Annotated in this window: 21 protein-coding genes; 16 read left to right on the forward strand and 5 right to left on the reverse strand. The window is 59.2% G+C overall.

What is annotated here, in order from left to right:
* Window positions 1–63: 63 nt before the first annotated feature.
* The 6 genes from RYA97_RS02065 to arfB all read left to right on the forward strand — a co-directional run bounded on the left by RYA97_RS02065 (window position 64) and on the right by arfB (window position 5,485).
* The gene (locus RYA97_RS02065; protein ID WP_170947370.1) at window positions 64–762 is read left to right on the forward strand and encodes a segregation and condensation protein A; all 699 of its coding nucleotides are present in this window, start codon (window positions 64–66) and stop codon (window positions 760–762) included.
* 15 nt (window positions 763–777) lie between these two features.
* The gene (scpB, locus tag RYA97_RS02070; protein ID WP_005781847.1) at window positions 778–1,551 is read left to right on the forward strand and encodes an SMC-Scp complex subunit ScpB; all 774 of its coding nucleotides are present in this window, start codon (window positions 778–780) and stop codon (window positions 1,549–1,551) included.
* A gap of 205 nt (window positions 1,552–1,756) precedes the next feature.
* Entirely contained in the window at window positions 1,757–1,948 is a 192-nt protein-coding gene (locus tag RYA97_RS02075; protein ID WP_002554453.1) for a DUF1289 domain-containing protein, read from the forward strand.
* A 184-nt stretch (window positions 1,949–2,132) separates the two neighbouring features.
* Complete coding sequence (gene rluB, locus RYA97_RS02080; protein ID WP_005781848.1) at window positions 2,133–3,359, forward strand: 23S rRNA pseudouridine(2605) synthase RluB; 1,227 nt, start codon at window positions 2,133–2,135, stop codon at window positions 3,357–3,359.
* A gap of 271 nt (window positions 3,360–3,630) precedes the next feature.
* Window positions 3,631–5,040, forward strand: a complete 1,410-nt coding sequence (locus RYA97_RS02085; protein WP_005781850.1) for an amino acid permease — start codon at window positions 3,631–3,633, stop codon at window positions 5,038–5,040.
* 31 nt (window positions 5,041–5,071) lie between these two features.
* Window positions 5,072–5,485: an alternative ribosome rescue aminoacyl-tRNA hydrolase ArfB gene (arfB, locus tag RYA97_RS02090; protein WP_003314723.1), complete on the forward strand. Its 414-nt coding sequence runs from the start codon at window positions 5,072–5,074 to the stop codon at window positions 5,483–5,485.
* 259 nt (window positions 5,486–5,744) lie between these two features.
* On the opposite strand, the gene RYA97_RS02095 is transcribed toward arfB, so the two are convergent.
* The 4 genes from RYA97_RS02095 to phhA form a co-directional block, all read right to left on the reverse strand.
* The gene (locus tag RYA97_RS02095) at window positions 5,745–6,944 is read right to left on the reverse strand and encodes an MFS transporter (protein ID WP_005781852.1); all 1,200 of its coding nucleotides are present in this window, start codon (window positions 6,942–6,944) and stop codon (window positions 5,745–5,747) included.
* A gap of 138 nt (window positions 6,945–7,082) precedes the next feature.
* Window positions 7,083–7,262 carry a hypothetical protein gene (locus tag RYA97_RS02100; RefSeq protein WP_002554448.1) on the reverse strand — a complete coding sequence of 60 codons (180 nt, stop codon included), beginning with the start codon at window positions 7,260–7,262 and terminating at the stop codon, window positions 7,083–7,085.
* A 453-nt stretch (window positions 7,263–7,715) separates the two neighbouring features.
* Window positions 7,716–8,072, reverse strand: a complete 357-nt coding sequence (locus RYA97_RS02105; RefSeq protein WP_005781855.1) for a 4a-hydroxytetrahydrobiopterin dehydratase — start codon at window positions 8,070–8,072, stop codon at window positions 7,716–7,718.
* Between the two features lie 35 nt (window positions 8,073–8,107).
* Window positions 8,108–8,905: a phenylalanine 4-monooxygenase gene (phhA, locus tag RYA97_RS02110; RefSeq protein WP_010194395.1), complete on the reverse strand. Its 798-nt coding sequence runs from the start codon at window positions 8,903–8,905 to the stop codon at window positions 8,108–8,110.
* A gap of 265 nt (window positions 8,906–9,170) precedes the next feature.
* Here phhA and RYA97_RS02115 point away from each other — a divergent pair, with 265 nt between their 5' ends.
* Window positions 9,171–10,760, forward strand: coding sequence for a sigma-54-dependent transcriptional regulator (locus tag RYA97_RS02115; protein WP_117139670.1), 1,590 nt, complete (start codon window positions 9,171–9,173; stop codon window positions 10,758–10,760).
* Between the two features lie 83 nt (window positions 10,761–10,843).
* Here the strand turns inward: RYA97_RS02115 and RYA97_RS02120 are convergent, their stop codons facing one another.
* Window positions 10,844–11,110: a DUF2790 domain-containing protein gene (locus RYA97_RS02120; protein ID WP_002554445.1), complete on the reverse strand. Its 267-nt coding sequence runs from the start codon at window positions 11,108–11,110 to the stop codon at window positions 10,844–10,846.
* A 312-nt stretch (window positions 11,111–11,422) separates the two neighbouring features.
* Between RYA97_RS02120 and acs the strand changes: the two genes are divergently transcribed.
* The 9 genes from acs (at window position 11,423) to aruF (ending at window position 21,800) form a co-directional block, all read left to right on the forward strand.
* Entirely contained in the window at window positions 11,423–13,378 is a 1,956-nt protein-coding gene (acs, locus tag RYA97_RS02125; RefSeq protein ID WP_002554444.1) for an acetate--CoA ligase, read from the forward strand.
* 528 nt (window positions 13,379–13,906) lie between these two features.
* Window positions 13,907–14,683: an ABC transporter substrate-binding protein gene (locus RYA97_RS02130; RefSeq protein WP_002554443.1), complete on the forward strand. Its 777-nt coding sequence runs from the start codon at window positions 13,907–13,909 to the stop codon at window positions 14,681–14,683.
* Window positions 14,684–14,767: 84 nt separating this feature from the next.
* Entirely contained in the window at window positions 14,768–15,457 is a 690-nt protein-coding gene (locus tag RYA97_RS02135; protein ID WP_002554442.1) for an ABC transporter permease, read from the forward strand.
* The gene (locus tag RYA97_RS02140; RefSeq protein ID WP_002554441.1) at window positions 15,454–16,152 is read left to right on the forward strand and encodes an ABC transporter permease; all 699 of its coding nucleotides are present in this window, start codon (window positions 15,454–15,456) and stop codon (window positions 16,150–16,152) included. Before RYA97_RS02135 ends, RYA97_RS02140 begins: the two co-directional genes overlap by 4 nt.
* 1 nt (window position 16,153) lies before the next feature.
* Window positions 16,154–17,266, forward strand: coding sequence for a succinylglutamate desuccinylase/aspartoacylase family protein (locus tag RYA97_RS02145; protein ID WP_004665896.1), 1,113 nt, complete (start codon window positions 16,154–16,156; stop codon window positions 17,264–17,266).
* A 22-nt stretch (window positions 17,267–17,288) separates the two neighbouring features.
* Window positions 17,289–18,053, forward strand: a complete 765-nt coding sequence (locus tag RYA97_RS02150) for an ABC transporter ATP-binding protein (protein ID WP_002554439.1) — start codon at window positions 17,289–17,291, stop codon at window positions 18,051–18,053.
* A gap of 135 nt (window positions 18,054–18,188) precedes the next feature.
* The gene (argR, locus tag RYA97_RS02155; protein WP_004665895.1) at window positions 18,189–19,181 is read left to right on the forward strand and encodes a transcriptional regulator ArgR; all 993 of its coding nucleotides are present in this window, start codon (window positions 18,189–18,191) and stop codon (window positions 19,179–19,181) included.
* 236 nt (window positions 19,182–19,417) lie between these two features.
* Complete coding sequence (locus RYA97_RS02160; RefSeq protein WP_016981618.1) at window positions 19,418–20,635, forward strand: aspartate aminotransferase family protein; 1,218 nt, start codon at window positions 19,418–19,420, stop codon at window positions 20,633–20,635.
* Window positions 20,636–20,768: 133 nt separating this feature from the next.
* Complete coding sequence (gene aruF / locus RYA97_RS02165; protein WP_002554436.1) at window positions 20,769–21,800, forward strand: arginine/ornithine succinyltransferase subunit alpha; 1,032 nt, start codon at window positions 20,769–20,771, stop codon at window positions 21,798–21,800.
* The last annotated feature ends 9 nt before the right edge of the window (window positions 21,801–21,809 follow it).

Consider the following 21,809-nt stretch of genomic DNA (forward strand, 5'->3'; position numbering starts at 1 on the left):
GCGCTGGTCTACGGGCGTGCGGTCACGCAGATGCCGCTGGACCTGTACATCCCGCCCGATGCGCTGGAGGTCTTTCTTGAAGCGTTCGAGGGGCCGCTCGACCTGCTGCTGTACCTGATCCGCAAACAGAACATCGATATCCTCGATATTCCCGTGGCCGAGATCACCAAGCAGTACATGGGTTACGTCGAGTTGATGAAAACCGTGCGCCTGGAGCTGGCGGCCGAATACCTGGTCATGGCCGCCATGCTGGCTGAGATCAAGTCGCGCATGCTGCTGCCGCGCTCGGCGGAAGTCGAAGAGGAAGAAGGCGACCCGCGCGCCGAGCTGATTCGCCGCCTGCAGGAATACGAGCGCTTCAAGGCCGCTGCTGAAGGTATTGACGGCCTGAGCCGGGTCGGCCGCGATGTCATCGTGCCGAAACTGGACGCCCCCGAAGCCCGCGCGCGCAAGTTGCTGCCGGATGTCAGTCTTGAAGAAGTGCTGATGTCGATGGCCGAAGTGCTGCACCGCGGCGACATGTTCGAAAGCCATCAGGTCAGCCGCGAGGCGCTGTCGACGCGTGAGCGCATGAGCGACGTGCTGGAACGTCTCAAGGGCAGCGGTTTTGTACCGTTCGCCGAGCTGTTTACCGCAGAAGAAGGGCGTTTGGGTGTGGTCGTGACATTTATGGCGGTGCTGGAGCTGGTCAAGGAATCCCTTGTCGAGCTGGTCCAAAACGAGCCCTTTGCGGTGATCCATGTCCGGGCGCGAGCCGAGTAGAGCAAGAACACACCCATGAACCTCAACGAACCGCGTGAACTGGCCCCGTTGCTTGAAGCCTTTCTGCTGGCCTCCGGAAAGCCGCAGACACTGGAGCGGCTGTATGAGCTGTTCGAAGAGGGCGAGCGTCCCGAACCGCCGATTTTCAAAAAAGCGCTGGAGGTGCTGCGTAAGTCTTGCGAGGGGCGTGCTTTCGAACTCAAGGAAGTCGCCTCGGGGTATCGCCTGCAGATTCGTGACCGGTTCTCCCCTTGGGTCGGACGGTTGTGGGAAGAACGGCCGCAGCGTTACTCCCGCGCCATGCTGGAAACCCTGGCTTTGATCGCTTATCGCCAGCCGATCACGCGGGGCGAAATTGAAGACGTGCGCGGTGTTGCGGTGAACAGCCACATCGTCAAGACCCTGCTGGAACGCGAGTGGATTCGGGTGGTGGGCTATCGTGACGTGCCCGGTAAGCCGGCGATGTTTGCCACCACCAAGGGTTTTCTGGATCACTTCAACCTCAAAAGCCTGGACGAGCTGCCGCCGCTGGCCGACCTGCGCGAGATGGAAACCGAGCCGGTCCTGGATTTCGAAGACGCCCCCGTACCCGCGCACCTGCAGGCCTTGGCCGACGCCAGCCTCGATCCGGAAGCGGAACCCGAAGCACCTCGCGACGAAACCAGCTTCCGCAGCCTGCTGGTGGAGCTGGATTCGATGGAGCAGGGCCTCAAGACCGACTTCGACGACCTGCTGCGGGCGGAGCCTGAGATCGAGAGCGAGGATGGCGACGAGGATAAAGGCTCCTGATTATCGCTCCCACGCTCCGCGTGGTAGCGCTTTTCTGGACGCTCTGCGTCCTCTTGGCGACGCAGAGCGTCGAGAACTGCATTCACACGCTGGAGTGCGGAACGGTAATCAGAACTGTCGTGCACAATGCCCAGCGCACTTCGGTCGAATTCATACGCCTGACCAGAGTCACAAACTATATCCCTCGCCATGAGACCCGCTGCCCATGAGTTCGACCAAGAACCCCTGCATCAGCCTGTGCAAGTTCGATGATGATATCTGCCTGGGCTGTGGCCGCAGCAAGCGTGAAATCAAGGCCTGGAAGAAACTCGACAAGGATGACAAGCGCACGGTACTCGAGGAGTCTGCCAAGCGGCTGGCGAAGCTCAAGACCGCCGGTCGTAAAAAGAAGAAGTGATTCGGGCATTTGCCACTGACGCTGGATGCGTAAACCGGCGCAGGGGCGTATGATGGCCGACCCTCGGCGATCAAGTGTAGCCCGGGCTTTCAAGTATTTCGCCCTGCCGCTATCCACAGCGTGCCGGGCACAGGTCTTGCCGGTTCTCGGCCAGCCCTGATTCGACACACCGGGAGGTGCCCAGATGAGTGAAAAAGACAAGCAGGACAGCCAGGAAATCGGACCCGCAGGCGAAAAGCTGCAGAAGGTTCTGGCGCGCATTGGCGTGGGTTCACGCCGTGACGTAGAAGCCTGGATTACCCAAGGCCGCATCAAGGTCAATGGCAAGGACGCGACCCTCGGTCAACGCGTCGACCTGCATGACGCCATCAGTGTCGATGGTCGCGTCATCAAGCGCGAAGAAGCAGCCGAAACGGTTCGCCGCGTGATCATGTACAACAAGCCCGATGGCGAAATCTGCACCCGTGACGACCCTGAAGGTCGTCCGACCGTGTTCGATCGTCTGCCGCGCCCGAAAGAGGGTCGCTGGATCAACATCGGCCGTCTCGACATCAACACCACCGGTCTGCTGATGTTCACCACTGACGGTGAGCTCGCCAACCGTCTGATGCACCCATCGTTTGAAATGGACCGCGAATATGCGGTTCGTGTACGTGGCGAAGTCGATGACGACATGCTGCTGCGCCTCAAGAATGGTGTGATTCTTGAAGACGGTCCGGCACGTTTCACCGATATCCAGCAGGCACCGGGCGGCGAAGGCTTTAACCACTGGTATCACTGCGTGGTAATGGAAGGTCGTAACCGTGAAGTGCGCCGTCTCTGGGAATCCCAAGGGCTGGTGGTCAGCCGTCTGAAGCGCGTGCGTTACGGGCCGGTGTTCCTCAACTCCGACCTGCCGATGGGCCGCTGGCGCGAAATGAGCCAGTACGAAGTCGACATTCTGGCTGCCGAAGTCGGTCTGCAACCTGTGGCCCAGCCGCAGATGAATGCCAAGACCAAAGACAAGATGGAGCGTCTGCAGCGTCAATCGTCGCGCCCTCTGGGCAAAGGCGAGCGCGTTCGCACCTTGCGTCCGGCTGCTGGCGCTCCGGCGACTGGCGACCGCGCACCGCGTCAGCCGCAAATTACCGGCAGCGAACGTGATCGTCCGCGTGGCGGCGACTCCACGCAGCGTCCTTCGCCGCGCAAGGACTCGGGCAAGCCAGGTTCGCGTGCACCGCGTCCGGCAGACAACAGCCGTGGCACACCGGTCGCCGAGCGTCCGAGCGAGATGAATAAGCGCCCGGCCAAGCCTGGGCCAAAGCGTGTCGGCATCAAGCTGGTCAACGACGATGCGCCGTCAGGCAAGCGTCGCGGTCCACCGGCAGGTTCGGGTCAGCGTCCTGGCTTCGGTCGTCGCAAGCCTGAGTGATCCTGTGGTGTGAATGAATGGCATCGCCAGCCCCCAGGGCTGGCGTTGTCGTTTTTGGCGATGTGAAAAACCTTGTCATACAGCCCCGCTGCATTCATTTCCCTGTTTCAAACCTCAACCTGGATGCAGGTGTACAATGCCGCGCTTTTTTCTGTGAATCATTGCTGCTCAATACTTCGGATCACCCGTCCGGGGTGCTGCAATTCTGTTGCGTCACAAGCGCGGCAGGTCCTTTTCGGTCACAGAACAAGAACAATCAGGTAGCTATCGAATGAGTGAAACAACTGCACCCTCGGGTGAATTGAAGCGCGGTCTGAAGAATCGGCACATTCAGCTGATTGCTCTGGGCGGCGCTATCGGCACTGGCTTGTTTCTCGGGTCGGCGGGCGTGCTGAAATCGGCCGGGCCTTCGATGATTCTCGGTTATGCGATTTGTGGCTTCATCGCTTTCATGATCATGCGCCAGCTGGGCGAGATGATCGTCGAAGAGCCCGTCGCCGGGTCGTTCAGCCATTTTGCCCACAATTATTGGGGCGGTTTCGCCGGGTTCCTGTCCGGCTGGAATTGCTGGCTGCTGTACATCCTGGTCGGTATGTCGGAGCTGACTGCTGTCGGCAAGTACATTCATTACTGGCTGCCGGACATCCCGAGCTGGGTTTCAGCGGCTGCGTTCTTCATTCTCATCAATGCCATCAACCTGACCAACGTCAAGGTGTTCGGCGAGACCGAGTTCTGGTTCGCGATCATCAAGGTGGTGGCGATTATCGGCATGATCGCGCTGGGCAGTTACATGCTGGTCAGTGGCAGTGGCGGCCCGCAGGCGTCGGTCAGCAACCTCTGGGAGCATGGCGGATTCTTTCCCAATGGTGTCGGCGGGCTGGTCATGGCGCTGGCAATCATCATGTTCTCGTTCGGCGGTCTGGAAATGCTCGGCTTCACTGCTGCCGAGGCCGAACAGCCGAAGACCGTGATCCCCAAGGCGATCAATCAGGTCATCTACCGCATCCTGATTTTCTACATCGGCGCACTGGTGGTGCTGTTGTCGCTGACACCCTGGGACAGCCTGTTGGCCAGCCTCAATGCCTCGGGTGACTCCTATAGCGGCAGCCCGTTCGTGCAGGTGTTCTCGATGCTGGGTAGCGATGCGGCGGCGCATATCCTGAACTTCGTGGTACTGACTGCAGCGCTGTCGGTCTATAACAGCGGCACTTATTGCAACAGCCGCATGTTGGTAGGCATGGCTGAGCAGGGCGATGCACCCAAAGCGCTGGCGCAGGTCGACAGGCGCGGGGTGCCGGTCAAGGCTATCTTTGCGTCTGCCGCGGTGACCGTGGTGGCGGTTCTGCTCAATTACTTCGTGCCGCAGCAGGCGCTGGAGCTGTTGATGTCGCTGGTAGTGGCCACCCTGGTCATCAACTGGGCTATGATCAGCTATTCGCATCTGAAATTCCGCCAGCACATGAACCGTACCGGCCAAGTGCCGCTGTTCAAGGCGCTTTGGTATCCCTACGGTAACTACGTGTGTCTGGCGTTTGTGCTGTTTATCCTTGGCATCATGCTGATGATTCCCGGCATCCAGATATCGGTTTACGCGATACCGGTCTGGCTGGCGGTCATGTGGGTGTGTTATCGAGCCAAGAACAGGCGTAGCGTTGTCGTGAATGCCGAGACTGGCAAATAACTGTGCCTGTTGCAGAAAAGAAGATGCCCCGATGCTGGTGATTTCCAACAATGTTCATTTGCCGGACGCCGAGATCGAGCTGACGGCCATTCGCGCCCAGGGCGCGGGTGGGCAAAACGTCAACAAGGTCTCCAGCGCCGTGCATTTGCGTTTCGACATCAACGCCTCGTCGCTGCCGCCGTTCTACAAGGAGCGGCTGCTGGCGTTGAGTGACAGTCGCATCACCAGCGATGGTGTGATCGTGCTCAAGGCCCAGCAATACCGCACTCAGGAACAGAACCGCGCCGACGCGTTATTGCGCTTGAGCGAACTGATCGTCAACGCCGCCAAAGTCGAAAAGAAACGCCGCCCGACACGGCCGACCCTGGGTTCCAAGACCCGCCGCCTGGAGTCCAAGAGCAAACGCGGCTCGATCAAGGCTGGACGCGGGAAAGTGGATTTCTGAGTACAGCTGGCCCTTCAAGATCGGACGCAGAGCGTCCAGAACGGCGTTACCACGCGGGAGCGTGGGAACGATCAGCCCGAATATCGTGCGACGCTCTGCGTCGCATGCCTTTCCGGACGCTCTGCGTCCTCTCGGCGACGCAGAGCGTCGAGACCTGCATTCCCACGCTGGAGCGTGCGGAACGATAATCCCAACTATCGTGCGTCGCTCCGCGTCGCATGCCGTTCTGGATCGTGGGGACGATGACCGGAACCGATCATCAGTGGCGCAATACCTGCGTCTGCTTGTACAGATAGACGCTTAACGCCAGCCCGGTAAGTGACGCCAGCGCCGCAAACAGGAAGATCGAGACAAAGCCGAAGCCTGCGGCAATCGCGCCTGCCAGTGGGCCGGTGATGCCCAGGGACAGGTCGATGAACAGCGAGTAAGCGCCGACCGCAGCGCCCCGGCTGGAGGCGGGGACGAGGTTGACGGCTTCCACGCCCAGCGCGGGAAACACCAACGAGAACCCGAAACCGGTCAACGCCGCGCCAGCCAGTGCCAGCTCCGGAGTGGGGGCCATCCACAGCAGCAACAGCCCCAGGCTTTCCACTGACAGGCAGACAATCGCCACCCGAAAGCCGCCCAGACGATTGATCAGGTTGCCGAACAGCAGGCGCGCCGCGATGAAGCTGCCACCGAACAGCGTCAGGCATAGCGCCGCATTCGGCCAGTGGTTGCTCGCGTAATACAGGGTGATAAAGGTGGCGATGGTGCCGAAGCCGATGCCGCCCAGCGCCAGGCCCATGCCGTGTGGAAACACTCGCCCCAGTACGTGCATGAAGGGCAGCCGTTCACCTGGCACAATCGGTGCGGCCTGCTTGTGCCAGGTCAGGTACAGGCCCAGTGCGCAGAGCAGCATGATGCTGACACCTACTGTCCACAACCCGAGTGAGTCAACCATCCAGACACCCAGCGGTGCGCCGATGGCCAGAGCGCCGTAGCTGGCGATACCGTTCCAGGAGATCACTTTGGCAGTGTTCTGCGCGCCGACCCGGCCGATGCCCCAGCCAATCGAGCCCGAACCTACCAGACTTTCCGCGCTGCCGAGAATCACCCGGCCAATCAGCAGAATCACCAGGCTCGCCATCGGCCAGCTGTCCAGCCAGACCGGCACCAGCATGAATATACCGCTCAGCCCGCAGCCGGTCAGGCCGATCTGCACGGCTTTCTTGCTGCCCAGATTGTCGATGATACGGCTCGCCCATGGTCGACTGATCAATGTCGCCAGGTACTGCACGCTGATCACCAGGCCTGCGATAACCGCGCCGAAGCCTAAATCGCTGTGGACGTAGCCTGGTAGTACGGCAAGCGGAATACCGATATTCAGGTAGCCGATAAACGTGAACATCACAATGGAAATGACGGTCTGGGTAACAGCCATAGGGGTTTGCGGCGTGGTTTGCTGTGTCTCGGGCATGGGGCAGGCTTTCATTCTGTGCGGGTATGGCGTTCGAGCGGGCAGGGGAAAACCCTTAGCAAGCTCTCGAAGTGCTTATCATACCGACGCATCGCGTCATGCAGGTGCAATGAAGTGAAATAAACGGCGAATGGAGGATTATTTGTTTGCCGGGGCTACAAGCTGTGTGGTCACTAGGGCGGCCAAGGCGTTTTCCTGAGTACCGAAACGGGCGAGCAGGGCGCTCTGTTTTTCCGGGCTGAGGCGTGACCAGATTTCGATCATTTTCTCGGCGGTGCCAATCAGGGCATTGGCTTGCGTTTCAGTGAAGTCGCTCATAAAAATCTGCTGTTTGCCTGTTACTGGTTTTCCAGGCGTATTGAAAATCGGCAGAACCGTTTTTCGATACGCCTGAAAACAATCGCCTTCAGTCTTTGCTTCCGGCTTTCTGGCTGTCTTGAGCCGAGGGTGCTGCTTTCATTGCGACAGGTTGACCAAGCTCCTGTTGAGCCAGGGTCGACTGTTGTGGTTCCTGTTGGCCTGGTGGGAAGTTAGGGATTTCATGCATCGTCGTCGCTCCTCGCAAGGGGTTGCAGATAGAACCGTGCTTTAAAAAGCCTGCGCAGGATAACCCACCGAAAATGACAATCAGGATATTTTTTTACCCCGATTACCCTGGTTGTGAAACAAAATGGCTTTTTTACTGTCCGGCTTTTTATCTCGCGAGGCGCTGACGAGCTTGATTTCATTGGGCCAGACCGCGTGAGCAGGGTCCGCGGCCCGTTGAACATTTTATTTTCGGCCTTCTGCATCCTTGGCCACTTCGTCAGTGCGCGCGGCCATGATGAAATCGTTGCGGTGCAGGCCTTTGATCGAGTGGCTCCACCAGGTCACGGTCACTTTGCCCCACTCGGTCAACAGGCCCGGGTGATGGCCTTCCGCTTCAGCAATTTCGCCCACCGCGTTGGTGAACGCCAGCGCCCATTTGAAATTCTTGAACAGAAACACTTTTTCCAGCTGCATCACCGCGTCGCGGACCTCGATGTTCCAGTCCGGGATCTGCTTGAGCAGTTCCGGCAATTCGGCTTCGCTGACTTGTGGGGCGTCTGCTCGGCAGGCTTCGCAATGGGCTTGATTCAAGGTACTCATAAACAGGGTTTCCTTTTCAGATACCTGGCCGCGTTTCAGGCCGCGTGGCTTTTGGTTTTAGGTGGGAATTTCGGGGCGTGCAAGCCCAACTGCATGCCCTGTTCTACCAGCGCCATGATGTCTTCCTGCGCCAGGTCGAATAGGTGCTTGAGGCTTGGCAGAACAAAATACAGCGGTTGCAGAATGTCGATGCGGTACGGCGTGCGCATCGCTTCAAGCGGGTCGAATAGCTGGTGTTCGGGAGCCGGCGACAGGCTGTACACCGCTTCCTTGGGCGAAGAAAGAATACCGCCGCCGTAGATTTTGCGCCCCTGTGGTGTGTCGACCAGACCAAATTCGATGGTCATCCAGTACAGCCGGGCCAGATACACACGTTGTTCCTTGCTCGCGCTCAGGCCGAGTTTGCCGTAGGTATGGGTAAATTCGGCAAACCAAGGATTGGTCAGCAGCGGGCAGTGACCAAATATTTCATGAAAGATGTCCGGTTCCTGCAGGTAGTCCAGTTCTTCTGCGGTACGAATGAACGTTGCCACCGGAAAACGCTTGCTGGCCAGCAGCTCAAAGAACGTCTGGAAGGGGATCAGCGCTGGCACTCGCTCGACCTGCCAGCCAGTGGTCGCGCCCAGAACCTTGTTGATTTCCCCCAGCTGCGGAATGCGCTCATGGGGCAGGCCCAGTTGCTCGATACCGTCCAGATACTCCTGGCAGGCCCGACCTTCAATGATCGTCATCTGCCGGGTGATCAGGGTGTTCCATACCGCATGTTCGGCAGCTGTGTAATCAATGAAGCCCGAAGCGTCCGGCTCGCGTGCCACGTAAAGCGTCTGGGCCATGCTGATGTCCTCGAAAGGCTGCTCTTGTGAAGTATTTTTGTAAAAGCCTGCCTGCAGGAATAACCCGCTTTCGACGATGGGTCTGCCTGTGAAAGTCGTCGCGCTCCCGTCCTGTCGCCAGATTTCGTAACGAAAACTTTACGCGGGGTTCCCGTGGACTATGAATTCAGCAGATTGGTCTCTCGCGAAGCGTGCGTCTGTAACGTATTGTTGACGGAAACTTTGCCACTCTCTAAAAAACCACGCTCACAGGGGCGACTGAATCATGCGCATCAAGGTGCATTGCCAGAACCGGATCGGCATTCTTCGCGATATTCTCGATCTGTTGGTGGCCTACGGCGTCAACGTGGCGCGTGGTGAAGTGGGGGGCGAGCATGGCGACGCTATCTATCTGCATTGCCCGAACCTGATCAATCTGCAGTTTCAGGCCCTGCGCCCGAAGTTTGAGGCGATCACCGGTGTATTCGGCGTCAAGCGTGTCGGGCTGATGCCCAGCGAGCGTCGGCACATGGAGCTCAACGCCTTGCTCGGTGCGCTGGAGTTCCCTGTGCTGTCCATCGATATGGCCGGTGCAATCGTCGCAGCCAATCGTGCAGCCGCGCAGTTGCTGGGCGTGCGGGTCGATGAAGTGCCGGGGATGCCGCTGTCGCGCTATGCCGAGGATTTCGACCTGCCTGAGCTGGTGCGGGCCAGCCAGTCGCGGATCAATGGTCTGCGGGTCAAGGTGCGCGGCGATGTGTTTCTCGCCGACATCGCCCCGTTGCAATCGGAGCACGATGACAGCGAAGCCATGGCCGGGGCTGTATTGACCCTGCACCGCGCTGATCGGGTTGGTGAGCGCATCTACCATGTACGCAAACAGGAGTTACGCGGCTTTGACAGCATCTTTCAGAGTTCGAAGGTCATGGCTGCGGTGGTCCGCGAGGCGCGGCGCATGGCACCACTGGATGCACCGCTGCTGATCGAGGGCGAAACCGGCACCGGCAAGGAATTGCTCGCCCGTGCCTGCCACCTTGCCAGCCCGCGTGGCCAGTCACCGCTGATGGCGCTTAACTGTGCCGGGCTGTCGGAGTCCATGGCCGAGATTGAGCTGTTCGGCTACGACCCCGGAGCGTTCGAGGGCGCGCGAGCGGAAGGCCGGCTCGGGTTGCTGGAGCTGACAGCAGGCGGCACGCTGTTCCTTGATGGTGTGGGTGAGCTGAGTGCGCGCATGCAGGCCAAGCTGCTGCGTTTCATTCAGGACGGCAGCCTTCGCCGGGTCGGCAGCGACGAGGACATGTTTCTCGATGTGCGTGTGATGTGTTCGACCCAGGTTGACCTGTCGGAGCTATGCGCCCAAGGGGTCTTCAGGCAGGACCTCTACCATCGCCTCAATGTGCTGTCGCTGCACATACCGCCGTTGCGCGATTGTCTGGACGGTCTTGAGCCGCTGGTGGAGCACTTTCTGGATCACGCCAGCCGCCAGATCGGCTGCCCGTTGCCAGGCATTGCGCCGGGTGCCATCAAGCGCCTGAGTCAGTACCACTGGCCCGGAAATGTAAGGCAATTGGAAAATGTATTGTTTCAGGCTGTATCGCTGTGTGACGGCAGCAAGGTGCAGGCCGAGCATATTCGTTTGCCGGATTACGGTGTGCGGCCAGGGCTGAGCGACGTGTCTCTGGAAGGGGGGCTGGACGCTATTATCGGGCGTTTCGAAAAATCGGTGCTGGAACATTTATATGCGCAATATCCCAGCAGTCGCCAATTGGGCAAACGCCTGGGGGTGTCACATACAACCATTGCCAACAAGTTGCGTGGCTATGAGTTGGGGCGTGAGTCAGGCCGGCACGCAGCCGATCAACAATCTGCTGATTGACCGCCCGGCAATCAACGCTCGTGTATACGCCCCGCAATCAATATCTGCGAGGCGTCGAGCACGGGTCGCAACAGCGAAAAGCATCAACCGTTACTGCAGCCGTTGCCCATCACCTGGTAGCTCATGGTGTGCCTTGCGCCTTGCGAGTCTTCATAGACCATGCGCGCCGGGACCACTTCGCAGACATTGGGGATCTGACTGATGGAAATAACCCGGGCGATATCCAGATGAGTGCCATACGTGTATTGCTCGACACGGGCTTGCTGGGCAGCAACTTTAGTCTGCGATTCTTCGGCCATGGCGAAGCTGCTGACACCGCACAGTGCCAATGTCACTAATAAAGCTTTCATTATGTTTTACCTTTTTGAAAGTGAGCGCGTGCGCATCACGCTTTTAGCGTCATGTACGAACTCTGTTTGATATCAAGAAGCGGGCTGCGTGGGGGCAGCTGATAGTTGCCGTGTTGGCGAGATGAATTCTAGGCCCGTTGCATGGCGACATATATAAAGACTTTGGATAAGCGCTTTCATCAAAACGGTAATAATCCGGGGGGGCTCTTGACGCTCCGGTCCCGCCGGTAATACCAACGTCGAATGGCCCCACCGGGTGGGGCGGGATACAACGGGTGCATAAAACAACAACTATCCACCGAGGTAACCAAGATGAGTGCAGCTTCCCTGTACCCCGTCCGCCCAGAAGTCGCAGCGACTACGCTGACGGATGAAGCGACCTACAAGGCCATGTACCAGCAGTCGGTGGTCAACCCTGATGGTTTCTGGCGTGAACAGGCTCAGCGCCTCGACTGGATCAAACCTTTCAGTGTGGTCAAGCAAACCTCGTTCGACGACCATCGGGTCGATATCAAATGGTTCGCCGACGGTACGCTGAACGTTGCCTATAACTGCCTGGATCGCCATCTGGCAGAGCGCGGCGACACGATTGCGATCATCTGGGAAGGCGATGACCCTTCCGAGCACCGTGAAATCACCTACCGCGAGCTACATGCCGAAGTCTGCAAGTTTGCCAACGCACTGCGCGGCCAGGACGTGCACCGTGGTGACGTGGTCACTATCTACATGCCGATGATCCCCGAGGCTGTGGTCGCCATGCTCGCGTGCGCCCGGATCGGTGCGATTCACTCGGTGGTATTCGGCGGTTTCTCGCCGGAAGCACTGGCTGGCCGGATCATCGATTGCAGCTCCAAAGTGGTCATTACTGCGGATGAAGGCCTGCGCGGTGGCAAGAAGACTGCGCTCAAGGCAAATGTCGACCGCGCACTGACCAATCCGGAAACCAGCAGCGTGCAGAAGGTCATCGTCTGCAAACGTACCGGTGGCGAAATCGAGTGGAACCGTCATCGTGATATCTGGTACCACTCGCTTCTGGAAGTGGCCTCCAGCACCTGCGCGCCAAAAGAGATGGGGGCCGAAGAGTCGCTGTTCATCCTCTACACTTCGGGCTCGACCGGCAAACCCAAGGGTGTGTTGCACACCACCGCAGGTTATCTGCTTTATGCGGCGCTGACCCACGAGCGTGTGTTTGACTACAAACCGGGCGAAATCTACTGGTGCACCGCCGACGTCGGCTGGGTCACCGGGCACAGCTACATTGTCTATGGCCCCTTGGCCAATGGTGCAACCACGCTGCTGTTTGAAGGTGTGCCGAACTACCCGGACATCACGCGTGTGTCGAAAATCATCGACAAGCACAAGGTCAATATCCTCTACACCGCGCCTACCGCGATCCGCGCCATGATGGCCGAGGGCACCAAGTCCGTTGAAGGTGCCGACGGGTCCAGTCTGCGTCTGTTGGGTTCGGTGGGCGAGCCGATCAACCCTGAAGCCTGGGGCTGGTACTACAACACCGTTGGCAAACAGAACTGCCCGATTGTCGATACCTGGTGGCAGACCGAAACAGGTGGCATTCTGATCAGCCCGCTGCCAGGCGCAACGGCGCTGAAACCTGGCTCGGCAACACGTCCGTTCTTCGGCGTGATTCCGGCGTTGGTGGACAACCTGGGCAACCTCATCGAGGGCGCGGCCGAAGGCAATCTGGTGATTCTCGATTCCTGGCCGGGTCAGTCACGCTCGCTGTATGGCGACCACGACCGTTTCGTCGACACCTACTTCAAGACCTTCCGTGGCATGTACTTCACCGGTGACGGTGCCCGTCGCGATGAGGACGGCTACTACTGGATCACCGGGCGCGTAGATGATGTGCTCAACGTTTCCGGCCATCGCATGGGCACCGCAGAGATTGAAAGCGCGATGGTTGCGCACCCGAAAGTCGCCGAAGCCGCAGTGGTCGGTGTGCCGCATGACTTGAAAGGGCAGGGCATCTACGTCTACGTCACCCTCAACGGTGGCGAAGAACCGAGCGACGCGCTGCGCACTGAGTTGCGCAACTGGGTGCGCAAGGAGATCGGCCCGATTGCTTCGCCTGATTTCATCCAGTGGGCGCCTGGATTGCCGAAGACCCGTTCGGGGAAGATCATGCGCCGTATCCTGCGCAAGATTGCCACCGCTGAGTACGATGCGCTGGGTGACATCTCGACGCTGGCCGATCCGGGTGTGGTGCAGCACCTGATTGACACGCACAAGACCATGAACGCTGCCTGACCTCTCATTGACTGAGCGCGCCTCGTCCGGTGAACGCCGGGCGGGGCGCTTTTGTTTGTGCGGCCCGGTATCGGAAACGAGATATATATCGGTTTGTTACGGGTTTACACGGCGTTGTCGGACGGTGCTTCATTGTGGGACGTTCTCTGGCTTTCTTGTAGGAAGCTGCGACGCATCAGGGCGTTTCATCCGTCATATGGAACGCTGGGCTTGCCGGATTAGAAGGGTTTGCCAATAATGGGCGCGCTTTTTGCTGTTATGACAGGTTTAGCTGGCTCTGCTGGATCAGCATAAATATGCTTCGTCAATAGCTGGTAGTGGGTTTTTCGGTGCATCTGTAACTAGTTGTCGCATTGAAGAAATATCGACTTCGAGCCTGTCGTTAAAATGCCCGTCATTCGCCGAAGGTCCGTGAGCCACCAATGCGGTGTCACGCCCCCGGCGTCGCTCTCCCCCGAGATGTCCTTTCGCACATTGGGCGCTTGCTCACTTTGCCACTTGTCGTGCTTTACCGATGGAGTCCTGGAAATGAAGAAGCTCATGCTTATTGGCGCGATGGCGTTGTCCGTGCTCGCCCAGCCGATCTTTGCTGATGAAAAACCGCTGAAAATCGGCATCGAAGCGGCTTACCCTCCGTTCGCTTCCAAGGCTCCGGATGGCAGCATCGTCGGTTTTGACTACGACATCGGCAATGCGCTGTGTGAAGAAATGAAGGTCAAGTGCACCTGGGTCGAGCAGGAATTCGACGGCCTTATCCCGGCACTGAAAGTGCGCAAGATCGACGCGATCCTTTCGTCCATGTCGATCACCGACGACCGCAAGAAGTCTGTGGATTTCACCGGCAAGTACTACAATTCCCCGGCCCGTCTGGTCATGAAAGACGGCACCGTGATCAGCGACAGCCTGGCGGAACTCAAGGGCAAGAAAATCGGCGTGCAGCGCGGTTCGATCCATGAGCGTTTCGCCCGTGAAGTTCTTGCTCCCAAGGGTGTGGAAGTGACGCCGTACGGTTCGCAGAACGAAATCTACCTGGACATCGGTGCGGGTCGTCTGGACGGCACCATCGCCGACGCCACCCTGCTGCAGGACGGTTTCCTGAAGACCGACGCAGGCAAGGGTTACGCGTTCACAGGTCCATCGTTTACCGACCCGAAATACTTCGGTGACGGCATCGGCATCGCCGTGCGCAAGGGTGACAAGGCCAACCTTGAGCGCCTGAATGCCGCCATTGCAGCCATCCGTGCCAACGGCAAGTACAAAGCGATTCAGGACAAATATTTCGACTTCGATATCTACGGCAAGTAAGTCGTCATACCGATCCTGATCAATGGCGCAAACAGAATTGCCTGGCTTGCGCCATTTTTATTCCACGCTTGAGGACCGCACATCATGTTGAAAGGTTACGGAGCTGTCATCCTCGAAGGTGCCTGGCTGACGTTGCAGCTGGCCCTGTCGTCGATGGCTCTGGCGATCGTTCTCGGTCTGATCGGCGTGGCGCTTCGTCTGTCGCCGGTACGCTGGATTGCCTGGCTGGGCGATCTGTACAGCACGGTCATTCGCGGCATTCCCGATCTGGTCCTGATATTGCTGATTTTCTACGGCGGTCAGGACCTGCTCAACCGGGTTGCGCCGCTGCTGGGTTTTGATGACTACATTGATCTTGACCCCTTGCTGGCCGGGATCTGCACTCTGGGCTTCATCTTCGGTGCCTATCTCTCGGAAACCTTTCGCGGTGCGTTCATGGCCATCCCCAAGGGGCAGGCCGAAGCCGGCATGGCGTATGGCCTGAGCAGTGGCAAGGTGTTCTTCCGCATTCTGGTGCCGCAGATGATTCGTCTGGCGATCCCCGGTTTCACCAATAACTGGCTGGTCCTGACCAAGGCCACTGCACTGATTTCCGTCGTCGGACTGCAGGACATGATGTTCAAGGCCAAGCAGGCGGCCGATGCCACCCGCGAGCCTTTCACCTTCTTTCTGGCGGTTGCGGCGATGTACCTGGTGATTACCAGTGTTTCGCTGCTCGCCTTGCGTTACCTCGAAAAACGCTACTCGGTAGGCGTGAGGGCGGCTGACCTATGATCTTTGACTACAACGTGATCTGGGACAGCCTGCCGCTGTACTTCGGCGGTTTGCTGACCACCCTGAAACTGCTGGCGATTTCGCTCGCATTCGGGCTGCTCGCGGCGTTGCCGCTGGGCCTGATGCGGGTCTCGAAAAACCCTTGGGTCAATATGCCGGCCTGGCTGTACACCTATGTGATCCGCGGCACGCCGATGCTGGTCCAGCTGTTCCTGATCTATTACGGGCTGGCCCAGTTCGACGCGGTGCGCGAAAGCTTTTTATGGCCTTGGCTGTCCAGTGCTACGTTCTGTGCCTGTCTGGCGTTCACTATCAATACCAGCGCCTATACGGCCGAGATCATTGCCGGCAGCCTCAAGGCCACGCCGGCCGGTGAAATCGAGGCTGCGCGGGCCATGGGCATGTCGAAGGCCAAAATGTATCGGCGCATTCTGCTGCCCTCGGCCTTGCGCCGGGCGCTGCCGCAGTACAGCAACGAGGTCATCATGATGCTGCAGACGACCAGTCTGGCCTCCATCGTGACCCTGATCGACATCACCGGCGCTGCCCGCACGGTCAACGCGCAGTTCTACCTGCCGTTCGAGGCTTACGTTACCGCAGGCGTTTTCTATCTGTGCCTGACATTCATTCTGGTGCGGCTGTTCAAAATTGCCGAACGCCGCTGGCTGGGCTATCTGGCCCCACGGAAGGTCTGAAATGCAAAGAATCGATCATGTATTGCCGTGGAGCACCCTCGGCACCGAACGCACGCTGAGTGTCTTTCGCTTCGGCACTGGCGAGCGAAAAGCCTACATTCAGGCCAGTCTGCACGCAGACGAACTGCCCGGCATGCGCACCGCCTGGGAGTTGAAGAAACGCCTGACCGAGCTGGAACAGCAAGGCGCGCTCAAGGGCGTCGTCGAGCTGGTGCCGGTGGCCAACCCGCTGGGGCTGGGGCAGTTACTGCAAGGTGCGCACCAGGGGCGTTTCGAGTTCGGCAGCGGCAAGAATTTCAACCGTGACTTCACCGAGCTGAGCGAGCCGGTCACCGAGTTGCTGGAAGGCCAGTTGGGCGATGACCCGCGCGCCAATACCCAATTGATTCGTCAGGCGATGATGACTGCACTTGAAGGCTTGCCTGCCGCGCAATCGGAGTTGCAAGGCATGCAGCGCATCCTGCTCAAGCATGCCTGCATCGCTGATGTGGTGCTTGATCTGCATTGCGATGCCGATGCCGCGCTGCACATGTACGCCTTGCCACAGCACTGGCCGCAATGGCGCTCGCTGTCGGCGCACCTGAATATTCAGGTGGCACTGCTGGCCGAGGATTCCGGTGGCAGTTCCTTCGATGAAGCCTGTTCGCTGCCGTGGTTGCGTCTGTCACGGACCTTCCCGCAGGCGCAGATCCCGCTGGCGTGTCTGGCGACCACTATCGAGCTGGGTGGTCAGGCCGACACCGGCAAGCCTCAGGCGCAAGCGCACGCCGAAGGCATTCTGGCGTTTCTGGCCGAACAGGGTTTTATCAGCGGTGACTGGCCGCAGCCCGCACATCAAGCCTGTGAAGGTCTGCCATTCGAAGGTACCGAATTGCTCTATGCGCCGCATCCTGGCGTGGTGACATTCCTGCGTGCCGCAGGCGATAAAGTCGAAATCGGCGATGCGCTGTTCGAAGTCATCGACCCGCTGTCCGATCAGGTCAGTACCATTTGTGCGAATACTGCCGGGGTGCTGTTTGCCATCGAGCGGCTTCGTTACGCTCAACCAGGTTTCTGGCTGGCCAAAGTGGCGGGGCGCACCGCGCTGCGTCATGGACGTCTGCTCAGTGATTGACCGTTCTGTGGGAACCCAAAGCATGAACAAACTGGAAGTGCAGGACCTGCACAAGCGCTATGGCAGTCACGAAGTGATCAAGGGCGTGTCCCTGACCGCCAAAGCTGGCGATGTCATCAGCATCATCGGCTCCAGCGGCTCGGGCAAAAGCACCTTTCTGCGCTGCATCAACCTGCTCGAACAGCCCCATGCCGGCAAGATCCTGCTCAACAACGAAGAGTTGAAGCTGGTGCCGAACAAGGACGGCGGTCTGAAAGCTGCCGACGCCAGACAGTTGCAGCGCATGCGCTCACGTCTGTCGATGGTGTTCCAGCACTTCAACCTGTGGTCGCACATGACGGCGCTGCAGAACATCATCGAAGCGCCGGTTCATGTTCTGGGCGTGTCGAAAAAGGAAGCGCTGGAAAAAGCCGAGCACTACCTGGCCAAGGTCGGCGTGTCCCATCGTAAGGACGCTTATCCAGGACACATGTCCGGTGGCGAGCAGCAGCGTGTGGCCATTGCCCGCGCGCTGGCGATGGAACCTGAAGTGATGCTGTTCGACGAGCCTACCTCGGCGCTCGACCCTGAACTGGTTGGTGATGTGCTCAAGGTCATGCAGGGGCTGGCTCAGGAAGGCCGGACCATGGTGGTGGTGACTCACGAAATGGGCTTTGCCCGGGAAGTCTCCAACCAGCTGGTTTTCCTGCACCAGGGTGTGGTTCTGGAGCGTGGTGACCCGCGCGAGGTACTGGCCAACCCGCAGACCGAGCGTCTGCAGCAGTTCCTGTCCGGCAGCCTCAAGTGACGATCGGCATCGCATGGCGATGCCTTTTTACGGCAGAACAGGGCATGCTGCGCGACGCGCGACATGACCTGGATGTTCCAGATCGAGCCATCTTCTGAGGCTCGGCTTTTGCGGCAATACGTATCGGATGTCCCAATGACTGCCCATCGAATAGGTTTTCTCGTCTGGCCTGGCACCAAAGCCCTGACTCTGGCACTTGCCGAGGAAGCCTTGCGTGTCGCTCAGCGCGTTCATCCTGAAGTGGTCTACGAATTGTCGTTTCTACAGGCCGAGGCAGGGGAGCCGACAGCGGTTGCCGGAGCCTGGCAATTGCCGGGCGAGCCCTGGACCGGGCGACTGGACGGTTTTCAGAAGCTGTTTCTGCTCGCTGATGAGCCTCCGGCAGCCGTGGCTCCGGCGCTGGGCAGCGCGCTCAAGCAACTGGTGCGTGCCGGCTGTTCGATTGGCGGGCTGTCGGCGGGCGTTTACCCGCTCGCGCAACTGGGCCTGCTGGATGGCTATCGCGCTGCCGTGCACTGGCGCTGGCAGGACGACTTCGCCGAGCGCTTCCCCAAGGTCATCGCCACCAGCCATTTGTTCGATTGGGACCGGGATCGCCTGACTGCCTGCGGTGGCATGTCGGTGCTCGACCTGCTGCTGGCGGTGCTGTCTCGCGATCATGGCGCGGAACTGGCAGGGGCGGTTTCCGAGGAACTGGTGGTCGAGCGCATTCGCGAAGGCGGCGAGCGTCAGCGCATTCCGTTGCAGAACCGTCTGGGCTCCAGCCATCCAAAGCTGACCCAGGCTGTACTGTTGATGGAAGCCAACATCGAAGAGCCGTTGACCACTGACGAAATCGCCCAGCACGTGTGTGTGTCGCGCCGTCAGCTGGAGCGAATCTTCAAGCAGTACCTCAACCGTGTACCCAGTCAGTATTACCTGGAGCTGCGCCTGAACAAGGCGCGTCAGATGTTGATGCAGACCAGCAAGTCGATCATTCAGATCGGTCTTTCGTGCGGTTTTTCCTCGGGTCCGCACTTCTCCAGTGCCTACCGCAACTTCTTCGGCGCCACGCCGCGTGAAGACCGTAACCAGCGACGCAGCAGCAGCCCGTTCGAACTTTCGCCGGTGCCTGCCGAGCGCGGTTGATTGTCTTGTCGCGATAGAAGTGCTGCCGCGACAGCTCTGGTCCAGACAGGCCGGCCTCAATCCGTTTAAACTGCGCCTTTGTGACGCAATATGTCGCATTGCCGAAAACCTTGAAAAAACCCGGTTTTGCGCTGTAACAAGTTGTCGCCTGGCGGCAAGGCCGAACACAATTCAGTCCTTACAATCTTTCCATCGCTCGCCAGTTTCAGGCAGGCGTTCCTCATCAGGAGACTCCGATGTCCGTTGAGCATGCTGCGGTGCAACGCGCCGATTTCGACCAGGTAATGGTCCCCAATTACGCCCCGGCCGGGTTCATTCCCGTGCGCGGTGCGGGCTCCCGGGTCTGGGATCAGGCGGGACGCGAACTGGTGGATTTCTCGGGCGGGATCGCCGTCAACGTATTGGGCCACTGCCATCCGGCGCTGGTCGGTGCCTTGACCGAGCAGGCCAACAACCTCTGGCATGTGTCCAACGTTTTCACCAACGAGCCGACCCTGCGTCTGGCCAAAAAGCTGGTGGATGCGACGTTCGCCGAGCGCGTGTTCTTCTGTAACTCGGGCGCTGAAGCCAACGAGGCGGCCTTCAAGCTGGCGCGCCGAGTGGCGCACGACCTGCACGGTCCTGAAAAATACGAAATAATTTCGGCCGTAAATAGTTTTCATGGACGCACCCTGTTTACCGTCAGCGTCGGTGGCCAGCCGAAATACTCCGATGGTTTCGGGCCGAAAATCACCGGCATCAGCCACGTGCCGTATAACGACCTTGAAGCGTTGAAAGCGGCTGTTACCGACAAGACCTGCGCTGTGGTGCTGGAGCCGATTCAAGGCGAAGGCGGCGTGTTGCCGGGCCAGCTGGAATACCTGCAAGGCGCGCGCAAGCTGTGTGACGAGCACAACGCGTTGCTGGTATTCGATGAAGTGCAGAGCGGCATGGGCCGTAGCGGTCATCTGTTCGCCTACATGCATTACGGCGTGATCCCGGACATCCTTTCCAGCGCTAAAAGCATCGGTGGCGGCTTCCCCCTGGCGGCCATGCTGACCACTGAAAAACTTGCCAAACACTTTGCGGTCGGCGTTCACGGCACCACGTATGGCGGCAACCCGCTGGCCTGCGCGGTCGGTGAAGCGGTGATTGATGTCGTCAATACGCCTGAAGTGCTGGCTGGCGTGCAGCGCAAGCATCAGCAATTCAAGACCCGCCTGGAGAGCATCGGCCAGCAATATGGCGTGTTCACCGAAGTGCGCGGCCTGGGCCTGTTGATCGGCTGCGTGCTGTCCGACGCCTGGAAAGGCAAGGCCAAGGACATTTTCAACGCCGCTGAAGCCCAGGATCTGATGATTCTGCAGGCCGGTCCCGACGTAATCCGTTTCGCGCCGAGCCTGGTGATTGAAGACGCAGACATCGAAGAAGGCCTGAACCGCTTCGAACGTGCCATCGCCAAGCTGACGTCCTGATTCATCCGCTTTATCCCGGTGTCTGCCTGATCGGCAAACACCGGACATTTTCCTGTGCTGTGCGGCATGATGCCGTGTGGTGCTTTTACCAGTGCCGGTCGTAAATGCCGGTCGATCTACAAGGAGTGGCACCATGCTGGTGATGCGCCCTGCGCAAATGGCTGATCTGGCCGAGGTTCAACGCCTCGCTGCCGACAGCCCTATCGGTGTCACGTCCTTGCCCGACGATGCTGGCCGCCTGACCGACAAGATCGGCTCGTCGGAGGCATCATTCGCCGCCGAGGTCAGCTTCAACGGCGAAGAAACCTACTTCTTCGTGCTCGAAGACAGCGAAAGCGGCAAGCTGGTGGGCTGCTCGGGGATCGTTGCCTCGGCGGGCTACTCCGAGCCGTTTTACAGTTTTCGCAACGAAACCTTCGTGCATGCTTCCCGCGAACTGAAGATCCATAACAAGATCCATGTTCTGTCCCAGTGTCACGACCTGACCGGTAACAGCCTGCTGACCAGTTTCTACGTGGTCCCGGAGCTGGTCGGCACGGCATGGTCGGAGCTCAATTCGCGCGGCCGTCTGCTGTTTGTCGCCAGTCACCCCGAGCGCTTTGCCGATTCGGTGGTCACCGAGATCGTCGGTTACAGCGACGAACAGGGAGATTCGCCGTTCTGGGATGCCATCGGGCGCAACTTCTTCGATCTCAACTACGCCGCTGCCGAGCGCCTGTGCGGGCTGAAAAGCCGGACCTTCCTCGCCGAGCTGATGCCGCATTACCCGATCTACGTGCCATTGCTGCCTGACGCTGCGCAGGAGGCCATGGGCCAGGTGCATCCGCGTGCGCAGATCACCTTCGACATCCTGATGCGCGAAGGCTTTGAAACCGACCATTACATCGACATCTTCGACGGTGGCCCGACCCTGCATGCCAAGGTATCCGGAATCCGCTCCATCGCGCAGAGCCGTCTGGTGCCGGTCAAGGTCGAAACCGCGCAAAGCAGCGATGTCGGCACAGGCGGGCGTCTTTATCTGGTTGCCAACGGCCTGTTGCAGGATTACCGCGCGGTGCTCCTGGAACTGGACTGGGCACCTGGCAGACCGGTGGTGCTGAGCCTGCAGGCCGCCGAAGCACTGGGCGTTGGTGAAGGTGCCAGTGTGCGGATCGTCGCGGTCTGAGCCAGACGT

It is taken from the genome of Pseudomonas syringae group sp. 26L6 (assembly GCF_032587815.1).
GTDB classification, from domain to species: Bacteria; Pseudomonadota; Gammaproteobacteria; order Pseudomonadales; family Pseudomonadaceae; genus Aquipseudomonas; species Aquipseudomonas amygdali.